This window comes from Methylobacterium sp. HMF5984 (assembly GCF_045033435.1).
GTDB lineage: Bacteria > Pseudomonadota > Alphaproteobacteria > Rhizobiales > Beijerinckiaceae > Methylobacterium.
In genome coordinates this window covers 1947307-1964684 of sequence record NZ_JBJFLN010000001.1, presented here as the reverse complement: position 1 = coordinate 1964684, position 17378 = coordinate 1947307, and the positions used below count along the sequence as shown (strand labels likewise).

At 71.5% G+C, this 17378-nt stretch carries 15 protein-coding genes and 1 pseudogene; 5 read left to right on the top strand and 11 right to left on the bottom strand.

Translation table 11 applies throughout. From position 1 onward, the window contains the following. Positions 1–101: 101 nt before the first annotated feature. From fliF to ACFZ8E_RS09320, 5 genes are all read left to right on the top strand, one after another. Positions 102–1718 carry a flagellar basal-body MS-ring/collar protein FliF gene (fliF, locus tag ACFZ8E_RS09340; RefSeq protein WP_147728883.1) on the top strand — a complete coding sequence of 539 codons (1617 nt, stop codon included), beginning with the start codon at positions 102–104 and terminating at the stop codon, positions 1716–1718. A gap of 50 nt (positions 1719–1768) precedes the next feature. After that, complete coding sequence (locus ACFZ8E_RS09335; RefSeq protein ID WP_147728882.1) at positions 1769–2821, top strand: flagellar motor switch protein FliG; 1053 nt, start codon at positions 1769–1771, stop codon at positions 2819–2821. Then, positions 2818–3429, top strand: coding sequence for a FliH/SctL family protein (locus tag ACFZ8E_RS09330; protein ID WP_147859732.1), 612 nt, complete (start codon positions 2818–2820; stop codon positions 3427–3429). The genes ACFZ8E_RS09335 and ACFZ8E_RS09330 overlap by 4 nt, the downstream gene beginning before the upstream one ends. Before the next feature lie 17 nt (positions 3430–3446). Next, positions 3447–3785 carry a flagellar motor switch protein FliN gene (gene fliN / locus ACFZ8E_RS09325; RefSeq protein ID WP_147727056.1) on the top strand — a complete coding sequence of 113 codons (339 nt, stop codon included), beginning with the start codon at positions 3447–3449 and terminating at the stop codon, positions 3783–3785. A gap of 83 nt (positions 3786–3868) precedes the next feature. After that, on the top strand, positions 3869–5233 hold the full coding sequence (locus tag ACFZ8E_RS09320) for a sigma-54 dependent transcriptional regulator (protein ID WP_147727057.1): 1365 nt from the start codon (positions 3869–3871) through the stop codon (positions 5231–5233). Here the strand turns inward: ACFZ8E_RS09320 and ACFZ8E_RS09315 are convergent. The 11 genes and pseudogenes from ACFZ8E_RS09315 to ACFZ8E_RS09265 form a co-directional block, all read right to left on the bottom strand. After that, positions 5224–6498 carry an ATP-binding protein gene (locus ACFZ8E_RS09315; RefSeq protein WP_405042650.1) on the bottom strand — a complete coding sequence of 425 codons (1275 nt, stop codon included), beginning with the start codon at positions 6496–6498 and terminating at the stop codon, positions 5224–5226. The two genes, ACFZ8E_RS09320 and ACFZ8E_RS09315, sit on opposite strands and share 10 nt — an antisense overlap. Positions 6499–6516: 18 nt before the next feature. Further along, positions 6517–7554 (bottom strand): lysylphosphatidylglycerol synthase domain-containing protein, encoded by a 1038-nt coding sequence (locus ACFZ8E_RS09310; RefSeq protein ID WP_147842486.1) that lies wholly within the window; start codon positions 7552–7554, stop codon positions 6517–6519. A gap of 145 nt (positions 7555–7699) precedes the next feature. Then, positions 7700–8358: pseudogene (locus tag ACFZ8E_RS09305) on the bottom strand (uracil-DNA glycosylase). Beyond that, positions 8345–9103, bottom strand: coding sequence for a PIG-L deacetylase family protein (locus ACFZ8E_RS09300; protein WP_405042649.1), 759 nt, complete (start codon positions 9101–9103; stop codon positions 8345–8347). Before ACFZ8E_RS09300 ends, ACFZ8E_RS09305 begins: the two are co-directional and overlap by 14 nt. A 17-nt stretch (positions 9104–9120) precedes the next feature. Further along, positions 9121–10356: a glycosyltransferase family 4 protein gene (locus ACFZ8E_RS09295; RefSeq protein ID WP_405042648.1), complete on the bottom strand. Its 1236-nt coding sequence runs from the start codon at positions 10354–10356 to the stop codon at positions 9121–9123. Next, positions 10353–11219: a sugar phosphate isomerase/epimerase gene (locus ACFZ8E_RS09290; RefSeq protein ID WP_147727062.1), complete on the bottom strand. Its 867-nt coding sequence runs from the start codon at positions 11217–11219 to the stop codon at positions 10353–10355. The genes ACFZ8E_RS09295 and ACFZ8E_RS09290 overlap by 4 nt, the downstream gene beginning before the upstream one ends. After that, positions 11216–12805 (bottom strand): YcaO-like family protein, encoded by a 1590-nt coding sequence (locus ACFZ8E_RS09285; protein WP_405042647.1) that lies wholly within the window; start codon positions 12803–12805, stop codon positions 11216–11218. The genes ACFZ8E_RS09290 and ACFZ8E_RS09285 overlap by 4 nt, the downstream gene beginning before the upstream one ends. After that, complete coding sequence (locus ACFZ8E_RS09280) at positions 12802–13824, bottom strand: Gfo/Idh/MocA family protein (protein WP_405042646.1); 1023 nt, start codon at positions 13822–13824, stop codon at positions 12802–12804. The genes ACFZ8E_RS09285 and ACFZ8E_RS09280 overlap by 4 nt, the downstream gene beginning before the upstream one ends. Beyond that, the gene (locus ACFZ8E_RS09275; RefSeq protein WP_405042645.1) at positions 13824–15008 is read right to left on the bottom strand and encodes a class I SAM-dependent methyltransferase; all 1185 of its coding nucleotides are present in this window, start codon (positions 15006–15008) and stop codon (positions 13824–13826) included. Before ACFZ8E_RS09275 ends, ACFZ8E_RS09280 begins: the two co-directional genes overlap by 1 nt. Before the next feature lie 95 nt (positions 15009–15103). Continuing rightward, positions 15104–16036 (bottom strand): hypothetical protein, encoded by a 933-nt coding sequence (locus tag ACFZ8E_RS09270; RefSeq protein WP_405042644.1) that lies wholly within the window; start codon positions 16034–16036, stop codon positions 15104–15106. Continuing rightward, positions 16036–17229 carry an inositol-3-phosphate synthase gene (locus ACFZ8E_RS09265; protein WP_405042643.1) on the bottom strand — a complete coding sequence of 398 codons (1194 nt, stop codon included), beginning with the start codon at positions 17227–17229 and terminating at the stop codon, positions 16036–16038. Before ACFZ8E_RS09265 ends, ACFZ8E_RS09270 begins: the two co-directional genes overlap by 1 nt. Between the last annotated feature and the right edge of the window lie 149 nt (positions 17230–17378).

Below are 17378 nucleotides of genomic sequence, written 5' to 3'. Positions count from 1 at the left end.
GGGCGGCGGCCATTCGTTAACCGCCCGCTAACCACGGCCTGGGCAAATTCTGCCGGGCGGGGCCGATCGCGGCGCCCGCCTGGGGTGGGCGCGTAACAGCCGTGAAGCCGGTTCTCGATCTCGTCACCAAGCTCGGACCGGCGCGCCTCGCCGCGATGGCGGCGGTGACGCTGACCCTCATCGGCTTCTTCGCCTTCGTGATCCTGCGGGTCTCGCGCCCCGACATGGGCGTGCTGTTCGCCGACCTGTCGGCCCAGGATGCGGCCGCCGTGGTGCGCGACCTCGATGCCCGCGGCATCCGCTACGAGACCCGGGGCGACACCGGCCAGACCGTGATGGCGCCGCGCGCCGACCTGCCCCGCCTGCGCATGGACCTCGCCGGCAAGGGTCTGCCGAGCCAGGCCGGCGTCGGCTACGAGATCTTCGACAAGGGCGACGCGTTCTCGTCGACCAACTTCGTCCAGAACGTGAACCACCTGCGCGCGCTCGAAGGCGAGCTGTCGCGCTCGATCCGGGCGATCGGCCGGGTCCAGGCCGCCCGCGTCCACCTCGTCCTGCCCGAGCGCCGCCTGTTCGAGCGCGACCGCGAGCTGCCGAGCGCCGCCATCGTCCTAAAGCTGATGGGCGACCTCGATGCCGGCCAGGTCCGCGCGATCCGGCACCTGGCCGCCTCCGCGGTCGAGGGCCTGAAGCCCGAGCGCGTCTCGATCGTCGACGAGCGCGGCCGGCTCCTGGCGGACGGCGCCCGCGGCGAGCAGGGCGAGGCCGGCGCCTTCGAGGAGAAGCAGACCGGACTCGAGCGCCGCTTGCGCTCGCAGATCGAGGAGATCGTCGCCGGCATCGTCGGGCCGGGCCGTGCCCGCGTCCAGGTCTCGGCCGAGCTCGACATGAACCGCGTCGAGAGCCGCTCGGAGACCTTCGACCCCGAGAGCCGCGTGGTACGCTCGAGCCAGACCCGCACCGAGGCCTCGCAGACCGCCAACAACGAGGGCTCGGTCAGCGTCGGCAACGAGCTGCCCGGCGCGGCCCAAGACAAGGCGCCCGCGCCGAAGGATTCCTCGAACAAGAACGAGGAGACCACGAACTACGAGATCTCCAAGGTCACGCGGACCGAGGTGGTCGAGGGCGGCCGGGTGAAGCGCCTCTCGGTGGCGGTGTTGGTCGACGGCGCCTACGCGCCCGGCCCCGACGGCAAGGTCGCCTACCAGCCCCGGCCGGCGGCCGAGATCGAGCGGATCGCGGCCCTGGTGCGCAGCACCGTCGGCTTCGACAAGGCGCGCGGCGACCAGATCGAAGTGGTGAACCTGCGCTTCGCCGAGGCGCCGACCCCGGCCGACTTCGTCGAGCCGACGCTGATCCAGTCGCTGCTCAGCCCGACCAAGGAAGACGTGATGCGGTTCGTCGAGCTCGGCGTGCTCGCCTTGCTCACCCTGATCGTGCTGCTCGTCGTCGTGCGTCCGCTGCTGCGCCGCGTGCTCGCCTCCGACCCGGCGGCGACGCCGCTGCTCGGTGCGGCGGGCGCGGCGGGCGGGGTGGACATCGAAGCCGGCGGCACGATCCTGGTGCCGCGGGAGAACCAGACCGCCCGGCTGATGGAATTCGCCAAGATCAACGGGCAGATCCAGGCCGACACCGTGCAGCGGGTGGTCGACATGGTCCGCGCCAGCCCGTCCGAGACGGTCGAGGTCCTGCGCAACTGGATCCAGGAAACGCCGTAGCCGGCACGATGCGAACGACGACCGAGTGGCTTTGAGGAGGGGACGGGACGATGGCGGCGGGTGCGGGACTGGGTGAGAGCTTGCAGGACCTCGGGGGATCGGCGTTCGCGTCGATGCCGGGGCCGCAACGTGCCGCCGCGCTGCTGCTGCTCCTCGGCGAGGCCGAGGGGGCGCCGATCTGGCAGCGCCTGGAGGAGGACGAGATCAAGACGGTCTCGCACGCGATGGTCCAGCTCGGATCGCTGGAAGCCGAGACGGTCGAGAAGCTGATCATCGACTTCGTCTCGCGGCTGTCGACCGGCGGGGGCATCACCTCGAACTTCGAGCGCACGGAGTCGCTGCTGCTGAAGATCTTCCCCACCGAGCAGGTCTCGATGATCATGGCCGAGATCAAGGGCGCCTCGGGCAAGCGGGTCTGGGCCTCGATCGCCCAGGTCGATCCCGAGATCCTCGCCGCCTTCCTGCGCAACGAGTACCCGCAGACCGTCGCCGTGGTGCTGTCGAAGGTGCGCTCCGACTACGCGGCCAAGGTGCTCACCCTGCTGCCGGAGGAATTCGCCATCGACGTGCTCAACCGGATGCTGCGGATGGAGACCGTGCAGAAGGAGGCGCTCCGCCACATCGAGGAGACGTTGCGCGTCGAGTTCGTCGCCACCATCGCGCAATCCGCCCGCCGCGACGCGCACGAGATGATGGCCGACGTCTTCAACGCCTTCGACCGCCAGACCGAGGGCCGGTTCCTGGCCGCCCTCGACCAGGGCAACCGCGGCTCGGCCAAGCGCATCCGCGAGCTGATGTTCACCTTCGAGGACCTGCTCAAGCTCGATCCCGGCAGCGTGCAGACGCTGATGCGCTCGGTCGACAACGAGACCTTGTGCCGGGCGCTGAAGGGCGCCGACGAGCGCGTGCGCGGCTTCTTCCTGGCGCAGATGTCGACCCGCGCCGCCAAGAACCTCACCGACGAGATGGGCTCGATCGGCCCGATCCGCCTCAAGGAGGTGGACGAGGCCCAGGCCAAGATGACCGAGCTCGCCAAGGACCTCGCCGACAAGGGCGAGATCATGATCGCCAAGAACAGCGCCGAGGAGGAGCTGGTCTATTGAACGCCAAGCCCGCTCCGGCCAAGACGCCGTTCCTGTTCGAGACCGACTTCCGCCGGCCGCAGCCGAGCCGCGAGAGCGTGCGCGCGGCCGAGGCCGCCGACGAGGCCGCCGCCCACGCCCACGCCCGCGGCGTGCAGGAGGGCCGCGCCCAGGCCGAGGCCCAGGCGCAGGCGCGGCTGTCCGATGCGATGACCCGCCTGTCGCTCGCCGCCGCCGGGCTGATCGCGCAGGCCGACGCCCGCGACGTGGCGCGCGAGGACCAGGCGGTCGAGGTGGCGGTGCTGCTCGCCCGCAAGATCGCGGGCGACGCCCTCGACGCCCGGCCGCTCGCCGCGATCGGCGAGGCGGCGCGTGCCGCCCTCCAGCACCTGCGCGGCGTGCCGCACCTTGTCGTGCGCGTCCATGACGGCCTCGTCGAGGAGGCCGAGGGGCTGATGAAGCGGCTGGCGCGCGAGCGCGGCTACGAGGGCCGCCTCGTGGTGCTGGGCGATCCCGACATGGCGTCGGGCGACGCCCGCATCGAGTGGGCCGACGGCGGGATCGTGCGCGAGCGCGCCCGCATCGAGGCCGCGGTCCTCGATGCCCTCGGCACCACCGTCGAACCCTGAGAAATCGAAAGAGCTCGATGTCCGACGATTTCAGCCTGCCGCAGCTCGGCGACCAGGATCCGGCCTTCGCGGGCGAGGATTCGATCCGCGACGTGCCGACGACGCCCAAGAGCGCATCCGACCTCGAGCAGCTCTTCGACGTGCCGGTGATGGTGTCGGCGGTGCTCGGTGCCGTGCGGATGCCGATCGGCGACCTGCTCCGCCTCGCCCCCGGGGCGGTGCTGGAGCTCGACCGCAAGGTCGGCGAAGCGGTCGACATCTTCGTCAACAACCGCCTCGTCGCCCGCGGCGAGGTCGTCTTGGTCGAGGATCGCCTCGGGGTGACGATGACCGAGATCGTCAAGGGCGACCGCTGACCTCTTGAGACCCGGGCCCCGCGCTCCGCCGTGCACGACGGGGCGGTCCGCGGCGCCGACACAGTTAGAACGGAGACACCGCGATGCGGCTCTTGATCATCGGACGGCTCAACGGCGAGCTGATCACCGCCTCGAAGATCGCGATGAACCGCGGGGCGGCGGTGACCCAGGCCGACGGCGTCGCGCAGGGGCTGAACGTCCTGCGCGCCAAGGGCGCCGACCTCATCATGATCGATGTCGGGCTCTCGATCCGCGACCTCGTCGCGGCGCTCAGCGAGGAGCGCATCCGCACCCCGGTCGTCGCCTGCGGCGTCACCACCGACGCGAAGGCCGCCGTCGCCGCGATCCAGGCGGGCGCCAAGGAGTACATCCCCCTTCCCCCGGACCCGGACCTGATCGCCGCCGTGCTCGAGGCGGTCTCGGCGGACGGACGCGCCTTCGTCTGGCGCGACGCCTCGATGGAGAAGGTGGTGCGCCTGGCCGAGCAGATCGCCCGCTCGGAGGCCTCGGTGCTGATCACCGGCGAGAGCGGCACCGGCAAGGAGGTGCTCGCCCGCCACGTCCACCAGAAGTCGGCACGCGGCAACAAGCCGTTCGTCTCGGTCAACTGCGCCGCGATCCCCGAGGCCCTGCTCGAATCCGAGCTGTTCGGCCACGAGAAGGGCGCCTTCACCGGCGCGGTCGCCCGGCGCATCGGCCGCTTCGAGGAGGCCAACGGCGGCACGCTACTGCTGGACGAGATTTCGGAGATGGACGTCCGCCTGCAATCCAAGCTGCTGCGGGCGCTGCAGGAGCGGGTGATCGACCGCGTCGGCGGCTCGGCCCCGGTCAAGGTCGACATCCGCGTGCTCGCCACCTCGAACCGCAACCTCGCCGAGGAGGTCCGCAAGGGCACGTTCCGCGAGGACCTGTTCTACCGCCTCAACGTCGTCCACCTGCGCCTGCCGCCCCTGCGCGAGCGCCCGGCCGACATCCTCGAGCTCGCCGCGCACTTCGCCAAGAAGTATGCCGAGGTGAACGGCGTGCCGGTGCGGCCGCTCGGGCGGGCGGCGCAGGAGATGGTGCTGAAGAACCCGTGGCGCGGCAACGTGCGCGAGCTCGAGAACACCCTGCACCGGGCGGTGCTGCTCGCCTCCGGCCCTGAGATCGGCGCCGACGCGATCCTGACGCCGGAGGGCGACTCGATCGCCGCGCCGGTCGGTGCCGCGACGCGCGCGGCCCAGGTGGCGGAAGCCGCGACCCGCGGGCTCGTCGGCCGCACCGTGGCGCAGGTCGAATGCGACCTGATCCTCGACACCCTCGACCATTGCCTCGGCAACCGCACCCATGCGGCCAAGATCCTCGGCATCTCGATCCGGACGCTGCGCAACAAGCTCAACGAGTATGTCGGCTCGGGGCTTGAGGTGGCCGAGCCCGGCTCCGCCCGGGCGATCGCCGCCTACGGCTGATCGGCCTCCGCCGTCGGCTCCGCCGCGGCGCGGGGGCGGTGCTCGGGAAGCGTCACGCGCACCACCGTGCCGGCACCGACCTCGCTCTCGAAGGCGAGGCGGCCCCGGTGGCGGTTGAGGCTGTGCTTGACGATGGCGAGGCCGAGCCCGGTGCCGCCCTTCTGGCGGCTCGACGCCACGTCGATGCGGTAGAAGCGCTCGGTCAGGCGCGGCAGGTGCTCGGGGGCGATGCCCGGCCCGTCGTCGCGCACGCTCAGCACGATGCGGCTGCCGAGCAGCGCGTCGCGCGTCCGCGCCAGGCCGACGACGACGCTGCGGCCGCCGTACTTCACCGCGTTCTCGATCAGGTTCTCGACAACGCGCAGCAGCTCGTCCGGCTCGCCGAGCACCGGATACGCGCCCTCCCCCGCCTCCAGGACGACCGCGACGCCGCGGGCCGCCGCGAGCGCCCCTTGCGCATCGACCATCTGGCGGGCGATCGTGCCGAGGTCGACCACCTGGGTCGGCGCCACGTGCTCGCGCAGCTCGATCCGCGAGAGCGAGAGCAGGTCGTCGATCAGCCGGGTCATCCGCTGCGCCTGGCTGTGCATGATGCCGAGGAAGCGCTCGCGGGCCGGCGCGTCGGCACGGGCCGGGCCCTGCAGCGTCTCGATGAAGCCGAGGAGCGAGGCCAGCGGCGTGCGCAGCTCGTGGCTGGCATTGGCGACGAAATCGACCCGCATCGCCTCGAGGCGCCGCGCGGCGGTGAGGTCGCGCAGGAACAGCACCACGTTCGGCTGGCCGCCCTCCGGCATCGGCAGCGCGCCGATCTGGACCTCGAAGGCGCGCTCGGTCGGCACGCGGACGGCGTAGGTGGTCTTCGCGGGCGCGCCGGTGCGCAGCACCGCCTCCACCGCGTCGAGCACGTCCGGCGCGCGCAGGGCGAAGGAGAGGGGGTGGCGCAGGCGTAAGGCCGGCAGCAGGGCCCGCGCCGCCGGGTTCGCCTCAATCACCACCGCGCGGCGGTCGATGAGGATCACCGGGTCGGGGATGTTGGCGAGCAGCGCCTCGGCGACCGCGTGGCGATCGGTCTGGCGCAGGCTCGGTGCGGCGGCGATCGCGTCGCGCCCGCGGGCGGCGAGGAAGCCGCCGACGCAGATCGCCGCGAGCCCCGCCGCGATCATCGGCCCGTCGAGGAGGCCGCGGTGGTACGCGAAGAGACCGACGAGCGAGACCGCCGTCGCCGCGCTGGTCCAGGCCGTCCGGCTCGTGGCGGCCTCAGGCATGCTCGCGGCCGCCGAGGCTCACGGCTCTCCGCGCGCGCGGCCCGCCCGCTTCACGATCTCGTAGGCGCCGAGCATCGCCAGCGCGGTGACGAAGGGCACGACGTAGTAGCAGATCCGGAACAGCAGCAGAGAGCCCAGCACCTGCTCCCGCGGCAGGCTCGACAGCGCCAGCAGGATCGTCGCCTCGAACACGCCGAGCCCGCCGGGCGCGTTCGAGGCGATGCCGAGCATCGCCGCGAGGACGTAGATCGCCAGGAAGGTGGTGAAGCCGATGGAGAGGCCCGCCGGCATCAGCACGTACAGCACGGCGGCCGCCGCGCAGACGTCGCCGATGCCGACCACCATCTGCCCCAGGGAGACGGAGGCGCCCGGCAGCTCCAGGCGCCATTGCCGGATGGTGACGTGCCGGCGCTTGGCTGAGACCCAGCCGAGATAGCCGAGCACCAGGGCCAGCGCGAACAGCCCGACGCCCTGGTTGATCCGGATCGACGTGAAGGCGAGGCCCGCGAGCTGGCTCGCCTCGATGATCAGGCTCAAGCCCAGCACCACGCCCATGCCGAGCCAGAAGGTGAAGCCGGCGATGACCGTGAGCGCGGCGATCTTCGCCGCGGTGAGGCCCTGGCGCGCATAGATCCAGTAACGGATCGTGCCGGCGGTCAGCAGCGGGAAGCCGAGCGTGAAGCTCACCGCGTAGCTCGTGAACGAGGCGAGCGCGGTGATCCGGTAGGGCACCTTGATCCGCAGCTGTCGCAGGGCGAGTGCATCGTAGCCGGTGAGGAAGAGGTAGCTGACGAAGACGAACAGGAAGGCGAGGCCGAGCTGGTCGGAGCTGGCCTCGACGAACGCCTTGCGCAGATCCGCCCAGGTGACGGTCTGGACCAGCTTCCACAGGACGCCGAGCGAGACGGCGAACAGGATGATGCTCGCCGCGGTGCCGAGCCAGGCGTAGCGGCTGCGCCGGCCCTTGCCCGCCGTGCCGTCGGCCGGGATCGGCGCGTCTGGCGCGGCCGTCTCGGCATGATCGCGCGTTCCGCGATGCTGATCGTGGACGTTCATTCCGATCGGCGTCCGCCTCCGCCGGATATCCCGCCCGGCCGGCGAGCGGGCCGCGGGTTCGATGCCGGATGTTTCGGGCCGTTGCCCGTTGCCCCGCATGTAGAACCATCGGCGCTCCAAGGCCAGCGACCGCACCGGCTCGTTCTCAATCGGGCACGGAAAAGCCGGTTCTCGCCGTGCCGCATGTCCGCAGGATGACGCCGGCCTCGCCCAACCCGGCGCGGATGCGCGCGGCCACGTCCGGCGCGGTGCAGACGTATGCGGGCTCAGATGCGGGATCGCGACCACCGGAAGACCCGGCCTCAGCACGGCGATGGTCTCACGCGCCATGCCGGCGACGCGGCCGGACAGGACGACGACGGCGAGGTCGGGCAGGAGCGCGAGCAGCGGGGCGAGGCAGGGCGCCGCGGCATGGATCTCGGAGCGGCGCGGCGCCCGGTTCAGGGCGCCCTCGGCATGGATCACGAACGGGATCGCGTTCCAGATCAGCGTGTCGGCCCGCGCGATCCCCGCCTCCGCGAGGAAGCGGAACAGGTTGGCCGCGGTGCCGGTGGGGTTGTCGCGCGAGACGAAGCCGGTGCGGACGATCGCCGGTCCCGGCGTCTCCAGCAGGAGCAGCAGGCGTGCCTGGATGCCGCCGTCGAGGGGATCCGGGTCGGGAACGGCGGCGTCGAACTCTCGGGCGATCCGGGCTGCCATCGCGCGGAGCGGCGCGACGTGGCCGGCATCGCGGATCGCCCGTCGCGCTGCCAGAACCTCCGGATCGGCCAGGCTCTTCGGCGTGCCGGGCTCAGGCGGCCGCATCGAACCCGGGACAGCCGTCGGGCAGGATGCCCGCGACCGAGACGCGTTCGCGCCCGCCCTCGGCACCGAGACGGTCCATCAGCGCCGCGCGTCCGCCGAACTGGAAGCCTAGCTGCGTCGCGTAGGCGGCGCAGGCCTCGGCCTTCGCCTCCTGCGCGGCCCGATCGAGGTCGACCTGGCGGACCGGCAGGCCGGCGAAGGAGGCGGCGAGCGGCGCCTTCGGCACGGTGTCGCGCACGGTGTAGGGGAAATCCCGCCACCACAGCACCGGCTGCCGCGACCCGGTCCTGCGGAAGGCCGCGACCACCTGCAGGTGGTCGACATGGCCGCCGATCGCCTGCGGCGCGAGGATCAGGTCCGGTGCGATGTCGTCGAGCAGCGCCCGGAAGGCGGGGACCAGGTGCTCGACGATGCCGTCGTCGGCACGGGGCACGGCGAAGAGGTCCGGCGCCGAGCCGTAGCCGCGGTGCGGCGCCTCGCGGAACGGCAGGTGACGCACCTCGACCCCGAGGCAGCGGGCCGCCGCCTCGTCCTCGGCGCGGCGCAGGCGCATGTAGTCCACCGACGCGTCGAGCCCCTTGTCCAGCTGGCAGGCGAGCGCGAACCCGGTCGGGCCGGGGACGCTCTGCGTGAACACCGTCGCCATCACCACGCGCCAGCCCGACGCGGCCAGGGTCGCCAGCGTGCCGCCGCAGGAGAAGGCGGCATCGTCGAGGTGGGGAGACAGGGCGAGCGCGGTGGGCATCGGATCGGGGCTTGCGGCTAGAGCAGGTGCGGCTCGGCGCGGAAGCGGCAGGCCGGATCGTGCGGGAGCGTGTCCGCGAAGTCCGTCGCCGGGGCCGCGTGCACGACCTCGCCGTAGACCGCCATGATCTGCCGGCCGACCGCCGTCCAGGAGTACACCCGGCGGCATTCCTCCAGGGCGGCCCCGGCGAGGCGGCGGCGCAAGGTCGCGTCGGTGACGATCCGCGTCAGTGCCTCGGCCAGCGCCGGCACGTCGCCGGGCATCGTCAGGAGGCCGTTCTCCCCGTCGCGCAGGCAGTCCGAGACGCCGACCGCGTGGCAGGACACGACCGCGAGCCCCGCGGCCATCGCCTCCAGGATCGTGTTGGAGAAGCCTTCCGCGTAGGTCGGCGACACGAAGACGTCGGCCTGTCGATAGAGGCTCGGAACGGTATCGTAATCGGCGTAGCCGGTGAAGCGGATCTCGGCGTCCGAGAACCCGAGTTCCGCGGCCAGCGCGTGCGAGGACTCCACGTCGGGGCCGATGCCCGAGATCGTGGCGGCGAACGGCGTGCCGCGTTCGCGCAGGATCGCCAAGGCCTGGATGAAGTCGAGCACGCCTTTCCGGCGGTCGACGCGGCCGTGATAGAACAGGCGGACCGGTCCGTCATGGGGCGCCGGCAGGCCGTCGCCGCCGCGGGCGAACCGCGCGGTGTCGACGGCGCCGGGCACGATGGTGAAGCGGGCCAGGTCCGAGCCGAGCCGGTCGCAGACCTCGTCGACGAAGGAGGCGCCGCCGATCAGCAGGGCGTTGGCGTGGGCCAGCACCGCGCACATCGCGACCCGGTGGGTCTCGCAGCACGACCCGACCCAGTGCCCGTCGCCGCCCTGGATCGAGACCACGTTCGGCACGCCGAGCGCCTTGGACGCCAGCAGCACCGCCCACCCGGTCGGGTAGCCGTACTGCGCGTGCAGGACGTCGAAGGGCTTGCGCGCGTGCTCGTCGCGGATGGTCGCGACCATCGTGTCGATGTCGCGCTCGAAGTCGCCGCTCGTCTGCTCGCCGACCTGCTCGAGGCCGATCACCCGCACGCCCGGCACCGCGGGCGGCGGGCCGCCGCCGTAGACGCGGGTGCCGAACGCGTCGCCGCGATACTGCGAGACCATCGTCACGTCGTGGCCGGCCTGGACCAGCTCGCGCAGCAGGTTCTGCGCGTAGACGCTCATGCCGGAAATCGCCGGAAAGTAGCGCCGGCTGACGAAGCAGATCCTCATTGCCGCCGGGTCTCCTGGTCGTCCGGAAGGGGCGGCCCGTCGCGCCGGCAGCTGCGGAGGTATTCGAGCGAGGCCGGGATCATCGCGTCGGCGCGATGGCTCTCGCGCGACAGCTCCACGCAGATCAGCTTGTCGTAGCGGATGGCCTCCAGCGCCTCGAGGATGCCGGGCACGTCCATGTCGCCCTCGCCGAAGGGCAGGTGGATGTGCTCCCCGCGCTTCATGTCCTCGATCGCCACCGTGCCGATGCGTCCGGCGAATTCGTGGACCGCCGCCGCCGGGTCGCGCTCGCCGGTGACGAGGCAATGGCCGGTGTCGAGGGCGAGGCGCAGGCCTCCCACCTCGAGCGCGGCGAAGTCGTCCAGCGTCTCGATCAGCATGCCCGGCTCGGGCTCGAGGCACGGCACCACCCCCTTCTCCGCGGCGTAGGCCACGACCTCGGTCAAGCCTTCGACGAGCCAGCCCCGCGCCTCGGCCGGGTCGACGCCCGGTCGCGGCACCCCGGCCCAGAACGAGACCGCCTCGGAATGCAGCATCGCGCCGATGTCGATCGCACGCTTGAGGAAGCCTACGCGGCGCGCGCGGGCCGAGGCGTCTGCGGTGACGAGCGTCGGCTCGTGCTTGGCGCGCGGATCGAGGAGGAAGCGGGCGCCGGTCTCGATCACCGAGCCGAGCTCCAACTTCTCCAGGCGGCTCGCAACCCGGCCGGCCTCCGTCGCCCAGCCCTCCGCGAAGGGGTCGAGGTGGTGGATGTCGAGCGTCAGGGCGACGCCGTCGTAGCCGGCGCCCTTGATCAAGTCGATCGCGTCGTCGAGCCGATGGTTGGCCGCACCGTTCGTGTTGTAGGCGAAGCGAAGCGTCACGCGGCCCTCCCCGTCTGCTCCAGCCGGAACGGGGCATGGTGCGATTCCGGCTCGCGGTAGAGCGGATAGTGGCTGCCGACGATCGACTCCGCCAGCGCGGTGTCGAACAGCGGCTGGCCGCCGAAGCGCTCGATCGCCTCCGGCGTCAGCCGAACCGGCAGCAGGGTCTCGCTTGGCGTGCCGAACGTGATCAGCGGGTGGTCGCGCTCGATCAGCTTGCGGGCGTTGCGCTCGCCGATGCGGTAGTAGCTCATGGTCTCGACCTCGAGCCCCGGCACGATCGCCTTGACAACGCCGACCGCGCCGCCCACCGGCGAGCAGTCGACGTAGAGGATGTCGAACCCGGCCTCGTCGAGCCGGTCGCAGGCGATCTTGCCGCGCGCGTGACCGTCGGCGGCTGGGGTCGTCGGCAGGTCGGTGAACGCCTTGGTCGCCCGCTCGGAATAGACTGTGTCCTTCAGGACGTCGCGCAGGCCCTCGGGGGGCAGCACGATCCATTCGAGCATGGCCTTCAGCGCCCGGCTCTCCTCGAGGTCGAGGCTCGGCAGCGCCTTCTCGATGAACGCGCCGACGTAGCCCGGCGGCGTCACCCGCTCGGCGAAGGCGAGCGGCCCGTGGCCGAAAGCCTTGCGCACGCGGGCGGCCTGGAACTCGAGCAACGCCTTGCGGAGCGCACGCTCGCGATCCGGGTCGCAGGCCTCGCCGCAGGCCGAGAGCGCGATCGGCACCGGGGCGTCGGCCGGATCCTTGTCGTAGCCGACGACGTAGAGGTTGGTCAGCCCGAACTGGTCGGTGGCGAATTTCGGCAGCGCCCGGATGCCGAGCGCGTCGAGGCGGTCGAGCATCGCCCGCGTCTCGGGTCCGAGGCCCTCCGAGACGTCGAGCATCACGCCCTGGTCGAGCGCACGGAACAGGAGGCCGTTGCCGTCGCGCTGCAGCAGCTCGAGGACGCCGTGGCCGAGCGCGAACGGCACGTCCGGCCCGGCACCGAGGCCGTTGGTGATCAGGTTGGTGAAGGGCTTGTAGCCCTCCGACAGCTCGAAATAATCGGTGGCCGCGATGTCGAGCGGCATCAGCACGATCGCACCGGTCTTGGCGCGCGTCGCCGCGGTCCATTCCAGCACCGTGTCGCGCCCCACCGGAGAGCCGGCCGGCAGGCAGAGGGTCAGCGGGTCGGCGACCGAGCCGGCGCCGTAGACCTTGACGAGGTCGTGGTAGCTCGCGCGCTCCTTCTTGCGCGGCATCACCGCGAGCGACGGCATCAGGTTCTCGGCGATCTCGGCGACCGCGCCGATCAGCGCCTCGTCGTCGGTGGCGCCGTAGCCGATGCCGGACGGCATCGCGCCGACGAAGAACGGATCGTCGAGGAACAGCGAGACGAACCAAACCGGGATGCCGGTGCGGTCGAGCGGCGCCAGGGGGAACCCGACGATCCGGCCCGGCGGAAGGATGTCGAGATAGGCGCGCACCGTTTCCGGCAGGTTCTGCGGCAGCCCCTCGATCCGGCGCGGGCCGCCGAAGCTGTAGGGCCGCGGCGCCTTGATGCGCGGATCGCGGGCGCGGTCGTCCTGGTCGTTCTCAGTCACGTGTTCGGTCCGTCTGCTGGGGCGAGCGCGCCGTAGGCCCGCGCGATCAGCCGCATGGTGTGGAGGTCGCGTGCCGCCGAGTAGGCCTCCCGCTCCGCCGGACGCCGCAGCGCCGAACCGAAGGCCCGGACCTGCTCGGTGAAGGGCGACGCCTCCGCGTCGAAGGCGACGGGCTCGGAGGCGGCGGTCGCACCGTCGGTGAAGGTCACAGTGCCGCCGGCGGTCTGGCCCATCGTGTCGATCGCGGTGAGCAGGCCCTTGGTGCCGACGATCTCGAGGCGGCGGCGCGGCAGCGCGTCGGGGCAGTTGTAGGCGACGTTGAGACTCGCCAGCACCCCGCTCTCGGTCCGCCCGATCAGCAGCGCGCCGTCGTCGACCGCGTAATCCTGGGCCCGCGCCTGCGTGAGGGCCGCGATGTCCATCAGCGATTCGCCGAGGAGGTAGTCCACGAGGTCGAGGCCGTGCGGCGCCAGATCCATCAAGGCGCCGCCGCCGGCCTGCGCCGGATCGATGCGCCAGTTGTCCTGGCCGGGGCAGGCCGCCCAGTCGCGCCCGAGCCAGCAGGCGTAGACGATGCGGATCGCCGTCACCGTGCCGAGCCGGCCTTCGGCGATCCGGTCGCGCAGGGCGCGATGGCCGGGATGATGACGCTGGTCGAACGCCGTGCCGTAGAACGCCCCCGACCGTGCGACCGCTGCGGCCATCGCCTCGGCGTCGCCGAGGCTCGCCGCCATCGGCTTCTCGCACAGGATCGCCTTGCCCGACGCCGCCAGCGCCTCGACCGCCTGCCGGTGGAGGTGATTGGGCGTCGCGACGTACACCGCCTCGATCTCCGGGTCGGCGACCAGCCGGTCCAGGCTGTCGTAGGCGCGGGCGCCCTCGGCCTCGGCGGCGGCGCGGGAGGCCGCCCCCGGGTCGCACACCGCGACGAGGCGGTGCTCGGCGGCGCGGATGCCCGGCGCCATGTAGTCGCGGGCGACCCAGCCGTAGCCGACGATGCCCCAGCGGACGGCATCCATCACCAGCGCTCCGGGAGATCGACGAATTCCCGGCTGCGCACGCGTCCGATCTCCGCCGCCTCGATGCCGCCGGAAAAGACCAGCCTGTCGGGACCGTGCGATCGCAGCGGGTAGGTGACGTGCGGCGCGTACTCGGCCTCGTAGCGCTCCGAGGGCCACGCGATGGCATACCCGCCCGTCTCGTCGCGGCGATAGAGCGGGTTGAGGACGAGGTCGGCGCCGGCCTTCGGCAGCGTCAGCCCGTCCACGACGGAACGCGGCGCCGGCCGCATCCCCGGCCCGGCGACCACCGAGAACGCCTCGCAGGCCCGCAGCTCCGACGGCGCGCGCGGGCTCGGCGCCCGCGCCGCGACCAAGGCCCGGGTCAGCTCGGCGTCGTCGTAGACGAGGGCGTCGGGAAATAGCTCCGCGATCTCGTCGGCCGAGACGGCGCGGCCGGCCGAGAAGCCGGGGCGGTCGCTGTTGTGGATGTGGCTGAGCGCCAGCCAGCCGTCGTCGCCGGCGTTCTGACGGAGGTTGTCGAGTAGCATCGCCTTCTCGTCGAGGAAGTAGAAGGCATCGTTGCAGACGACGAGGTCCACCGGCGCGCCCGAAATCGGCCAATGCGCCGAGCCGGCATCGAAGCAGACGAGCTGCGCACCGGCGCCGACTACCCAGTGCCGGGCGACCCAGAGCTTGGCGAAGACCACGTCGGCGCCCGCGACCTTGCAGCCGCGCTGCTTCAGGGTGCGCAGGTAGTGGCCGATGCCGCAGGCGAACTCGAAGACGCAGACCGGATCGTTCCAGTGCGCTTCGAGCAAGGCGAGGCCGGCGAGATAGGTCGGGTCGCTCCACCGGTGCAGGAAATAATCGCCGACGCGGCCCCAGCCGAGCAGGCGGACGGCATCGCGCAGGGTCGCCGTGGCGCGGCCGGCGATCAGAGCGTAGAGGTCCGCCGGCTCGGCCGGCGGGCCGGTCCACCAATCGTCCTGATCGGCGAGCAGGAGCGCGAGCGCCGCGTCGTCCTCGCCGGCGTCGAGATGCGCGAGAACGCGGGCGACGAGGTCGGCGCGGCCGACCCGGAGATAGGGGATGCCGTCGACCACCGGCCAGCGCTCGCCGGCGTCGGCATCGCGCAGGGAATGCGCGGTGTCGGGCTTCAGCGCATGGCCGGTCGCGGGCGACCGCAGGTCGAAGGGAATCATCGGAACTCTGATGCCGCGGGCGCGGTCACGGCAGGAACGGCATGGCGGGAATGGCGTCGTATGTCCGTCGCGGAACGAGCGCCGCGACGTCGGTTCTACGGAATGCGCATATCCGCGAGCACGCGATCGTGGAAGCCTTTGACCGGCCCGGCATGGACCAGCTCCATCTCGTCGAGCACCGTGCCCATGGTGAGCGAGGCCGCGCGCAGGTGCTGCGCGATCTGCAGCACGCGGTCGATGCAGTCGGCCGCATGAAACGCCCGGCCTTCCGCCGTCGCGTCGTCCGGCAGCACCGCGCGAGCGCGCTCGACCGATTCCCGCAGCGGGCCGTCGAGCTCGTCGAGCGCCCATTGGGTCGTCCGCGCCATGATCGGGCCGAGATGGTCGCCGAGCAGCATCTCGCCGGTGAAGCCGGCATCGGGCATCGCGGCGTTGTGGAAGTGATGCGCCATCGCGGCGAGGAACACGGTGGCCGGATCGGCCCGGTAGAACGGGCTCAGAACGACGCCGTAGACCGCGACCACGAGGCAGTGCTCGGCATGGTTCTCGGGGGGCTCGAGCAGGATGCGGGGACGCCCGGGACAGGTGACGCCCGCCCGCGGCTGCTGCGCCAGGCTCGCGACGAAACCCGGTACCGTGCCCTGCGGATGCTCGGCACGATGGCGAAGCCGGTCGCGAAGCGCATCGCGCAGGTGAGGATCGAGCGCCGTCGTGACGCTGTCGAACCCCTCGACGAGGACGCTCGACACGGCCTCGTCCGGCAGGCCCGCAGCGGCCAGGAATGCGGCATCGAGATCGCACAGCCGCGTCGCGGCCAGAGCCGTCGCGGCGACGTCGAGCGCCACATCCTCGGCGGGTGCTCCGCCCGTCAGGGCACTCCAACCCTGCGCGAACAGACGCTCGGCGATGGAGCCGACGCGTCCGGCGGACCGGACGCGCTTGAGATCGTTCATCTCGACGAGCAGGTCGCGCAGCTCGGCGGGCGCCGCAGGCCCGGACGCGCCGGTCGCCGGAACGCCGTCCGACATCAGCGGTCGCCGTCCAGCCAATCGAGCAGCATCTTGCCCTGCTTGCCGAAATCGTGCTCGGGACCGTGGCCGTTCTCCACCATCGGCGCCTTGAAGAAGGTCGAAAGCTGCTCCTGCACGCCGCCGTCGCCGCGCTTCTTGGCGAGGTCGAGGACGCGGGCGATCTCGATGACGAGCGGGGCTGCGAGGATCGAGTCCTTGCACAGGAAGTTGACCTTCACCTGCATGCGCTGGCCCATGAAGCCGGTGATGTCGATGTTGTCCCAGGCTTCCTTGTCGTCGCCGCGCGGGCGGTAATAGTGGATGTGGACCAGGTGATCCTCGACCGGGTAGCCGAGGATCGAGTCGAGCACCGTGCCCTTGGTGTTGATCTTCGACTGCAGCGAGGCCGGGTCGTTGAGGGCGAGGCCGTCGCGGTTGCCGAGGATGTTGGTCGAGAACCAGCCGTCGACGTGAAGGGCGCGCGCCTTGAAGGCCGGTGCGAGAACCGTCTTCATCATGGTCTGGCCGGTCTTGCCGTCCTTGCCGGCCACCGGAACGTTCATCTCGGTGGCGAGCGACAGCAGCGCCGGCACGTCGGCGGCGATGCTCGGGGTGAAGTTGGCGTAGGGCACGCCGCTCTTGATCGCCGCATAGGCGTAGAGCATCGCCGGCGAGATGTGCTCGTCGCTGGTATCGAGGCCCTTCTCGAAGGCTTCGGTCGAGTTGAGCACGGCGGCGGTGAGGTCGGGCCAGCGCTCGGTGGAGGCGAGGTTCACCACCACGACCTCGTCGAGGTTGCTCTCCTGCTTGAAGCGGCGGAGGTCGGCGGCGATGATCGACACCGCCTCGCGATGGTCGGCGGCGACGATGCGGTTTGCGCCGTCGATGTTCTTGCAGAACTTCGCGCTGCCCACGGCCGGCCAGGGCTGGATGCCCTTCAGCACCTGGGCACCGTTCTCGATGTCCTGCTTGGTGAGCACGCCGTGCCCCTGCGCGGCGGAGGCGAGATCGTCACCGTTCAGATCCCATCCGGCGAAGACGAGATCCTTGTAGTCGGCCATTCCGGCGACTGCGACGCCCGCGAGAGGCAGACCGTCGAGGCGGTTCGATCCGGACTTGATCATCTCGATGCCGGCGATGGCTGTGGTGGCGACGGCGCCACCCATGCCGACGAACGCAACGCCGACGCGACGACCGGTCTGCATGCTCATGGGGAGAAAATTCCTTAAACGCTTCGGACGCAGGGACTTCGAACGGGCCGATGCGGACCGCCCTGCGTGGCCCATGCTAACTGGCGCTCGGGTGCAACGTTCCAAGCCCGAATGCGACATCTTTGTGCCAACCTAGGGCTGAATGGGAC

Bases quoted from the DNA above. Each gene is read 5' to 3' on its own strand.
- ACFZ8E_RS09335 (WP_147728882.1), top strand. From the start codon at position 1,769: ATGGCGGCGGGTGCGGGACTGGGTGAGAGCTTGCAGGACCTCGGGGGA.
- fliN (WP_147727056.1), top strand. From the start codon at position 3,447: ATGTCCGACGATTTCAGCCTGCCGCAGCTCGGCGACCAGGATCCGGCC.
- ACFZ8E_RS09320 (WP_147727057.1), top strand. From the start codon at position 3,869: ATGCGGCTCTTGATCATCGGACGGCTCAACGGCGAGCTGATCACCGCC.
- ACFZ8E_RS09315 (WP_405042650.1), bottom strand. From the start codon at position 6,498: ATGCCTGAGGCCGCCACGAGCCGGACGGCCTGGACCAGCGCGGCGACG.
- ACFZ8E_RS09310 (WP_147842486.1), bottom strand. From the start codon at position 7,554: ATGAACGTCCACGATCAGCATCGCGGAACGCGCGATCATGCCGAGACG.
- ACFZ8E_RS09300 (WP_405042649.1), bottom strand. From the start codon at position 9,103: ATGCCCACCGCGCTCGCCCTGTCTCCCCACCTCGACGATGCCGCCTTC.
- ACFZ8E_RS09295 (WP_405042648.1), bottom strand. From the start codon at position 10,356: ATGAGGATCTGCTTCGTCAGCCGGCGCTACTTTCCGGCGATTTCCGGC.
- ACFZ8E_RS09280 (WP_405042646.1), bottom strand. From the start codon at position 13,824: ATGGATGCCGTCCGCTGGGGCATCGTCGGCTACGGCTGGGTCGCCCGC.
- ACFZ8E_RS09275 (WP_405042645.1), bottom strand. From the start codon at position 15,008: ATGATTCCCTTCGACCTGCGGTCGCCCGCGACCGGCCATGCGCTGAAG.
- ACFZ8E_RS09270 (WP_405042644.1), bottom strand. From the start codon at position 16,036: ATGTCGGACGGCGTTCCGGCGACCGGCGCGTCCGGGCCTGCGGCGCCC.
- ACFZ8E_RS09265 (WP_405042643.1), bottom strand. From the start codon at position 17,229: ATGAGCATGCAGACCGGTCGTCGCGTCGGCGTTGCGTTCGTCGGCATG.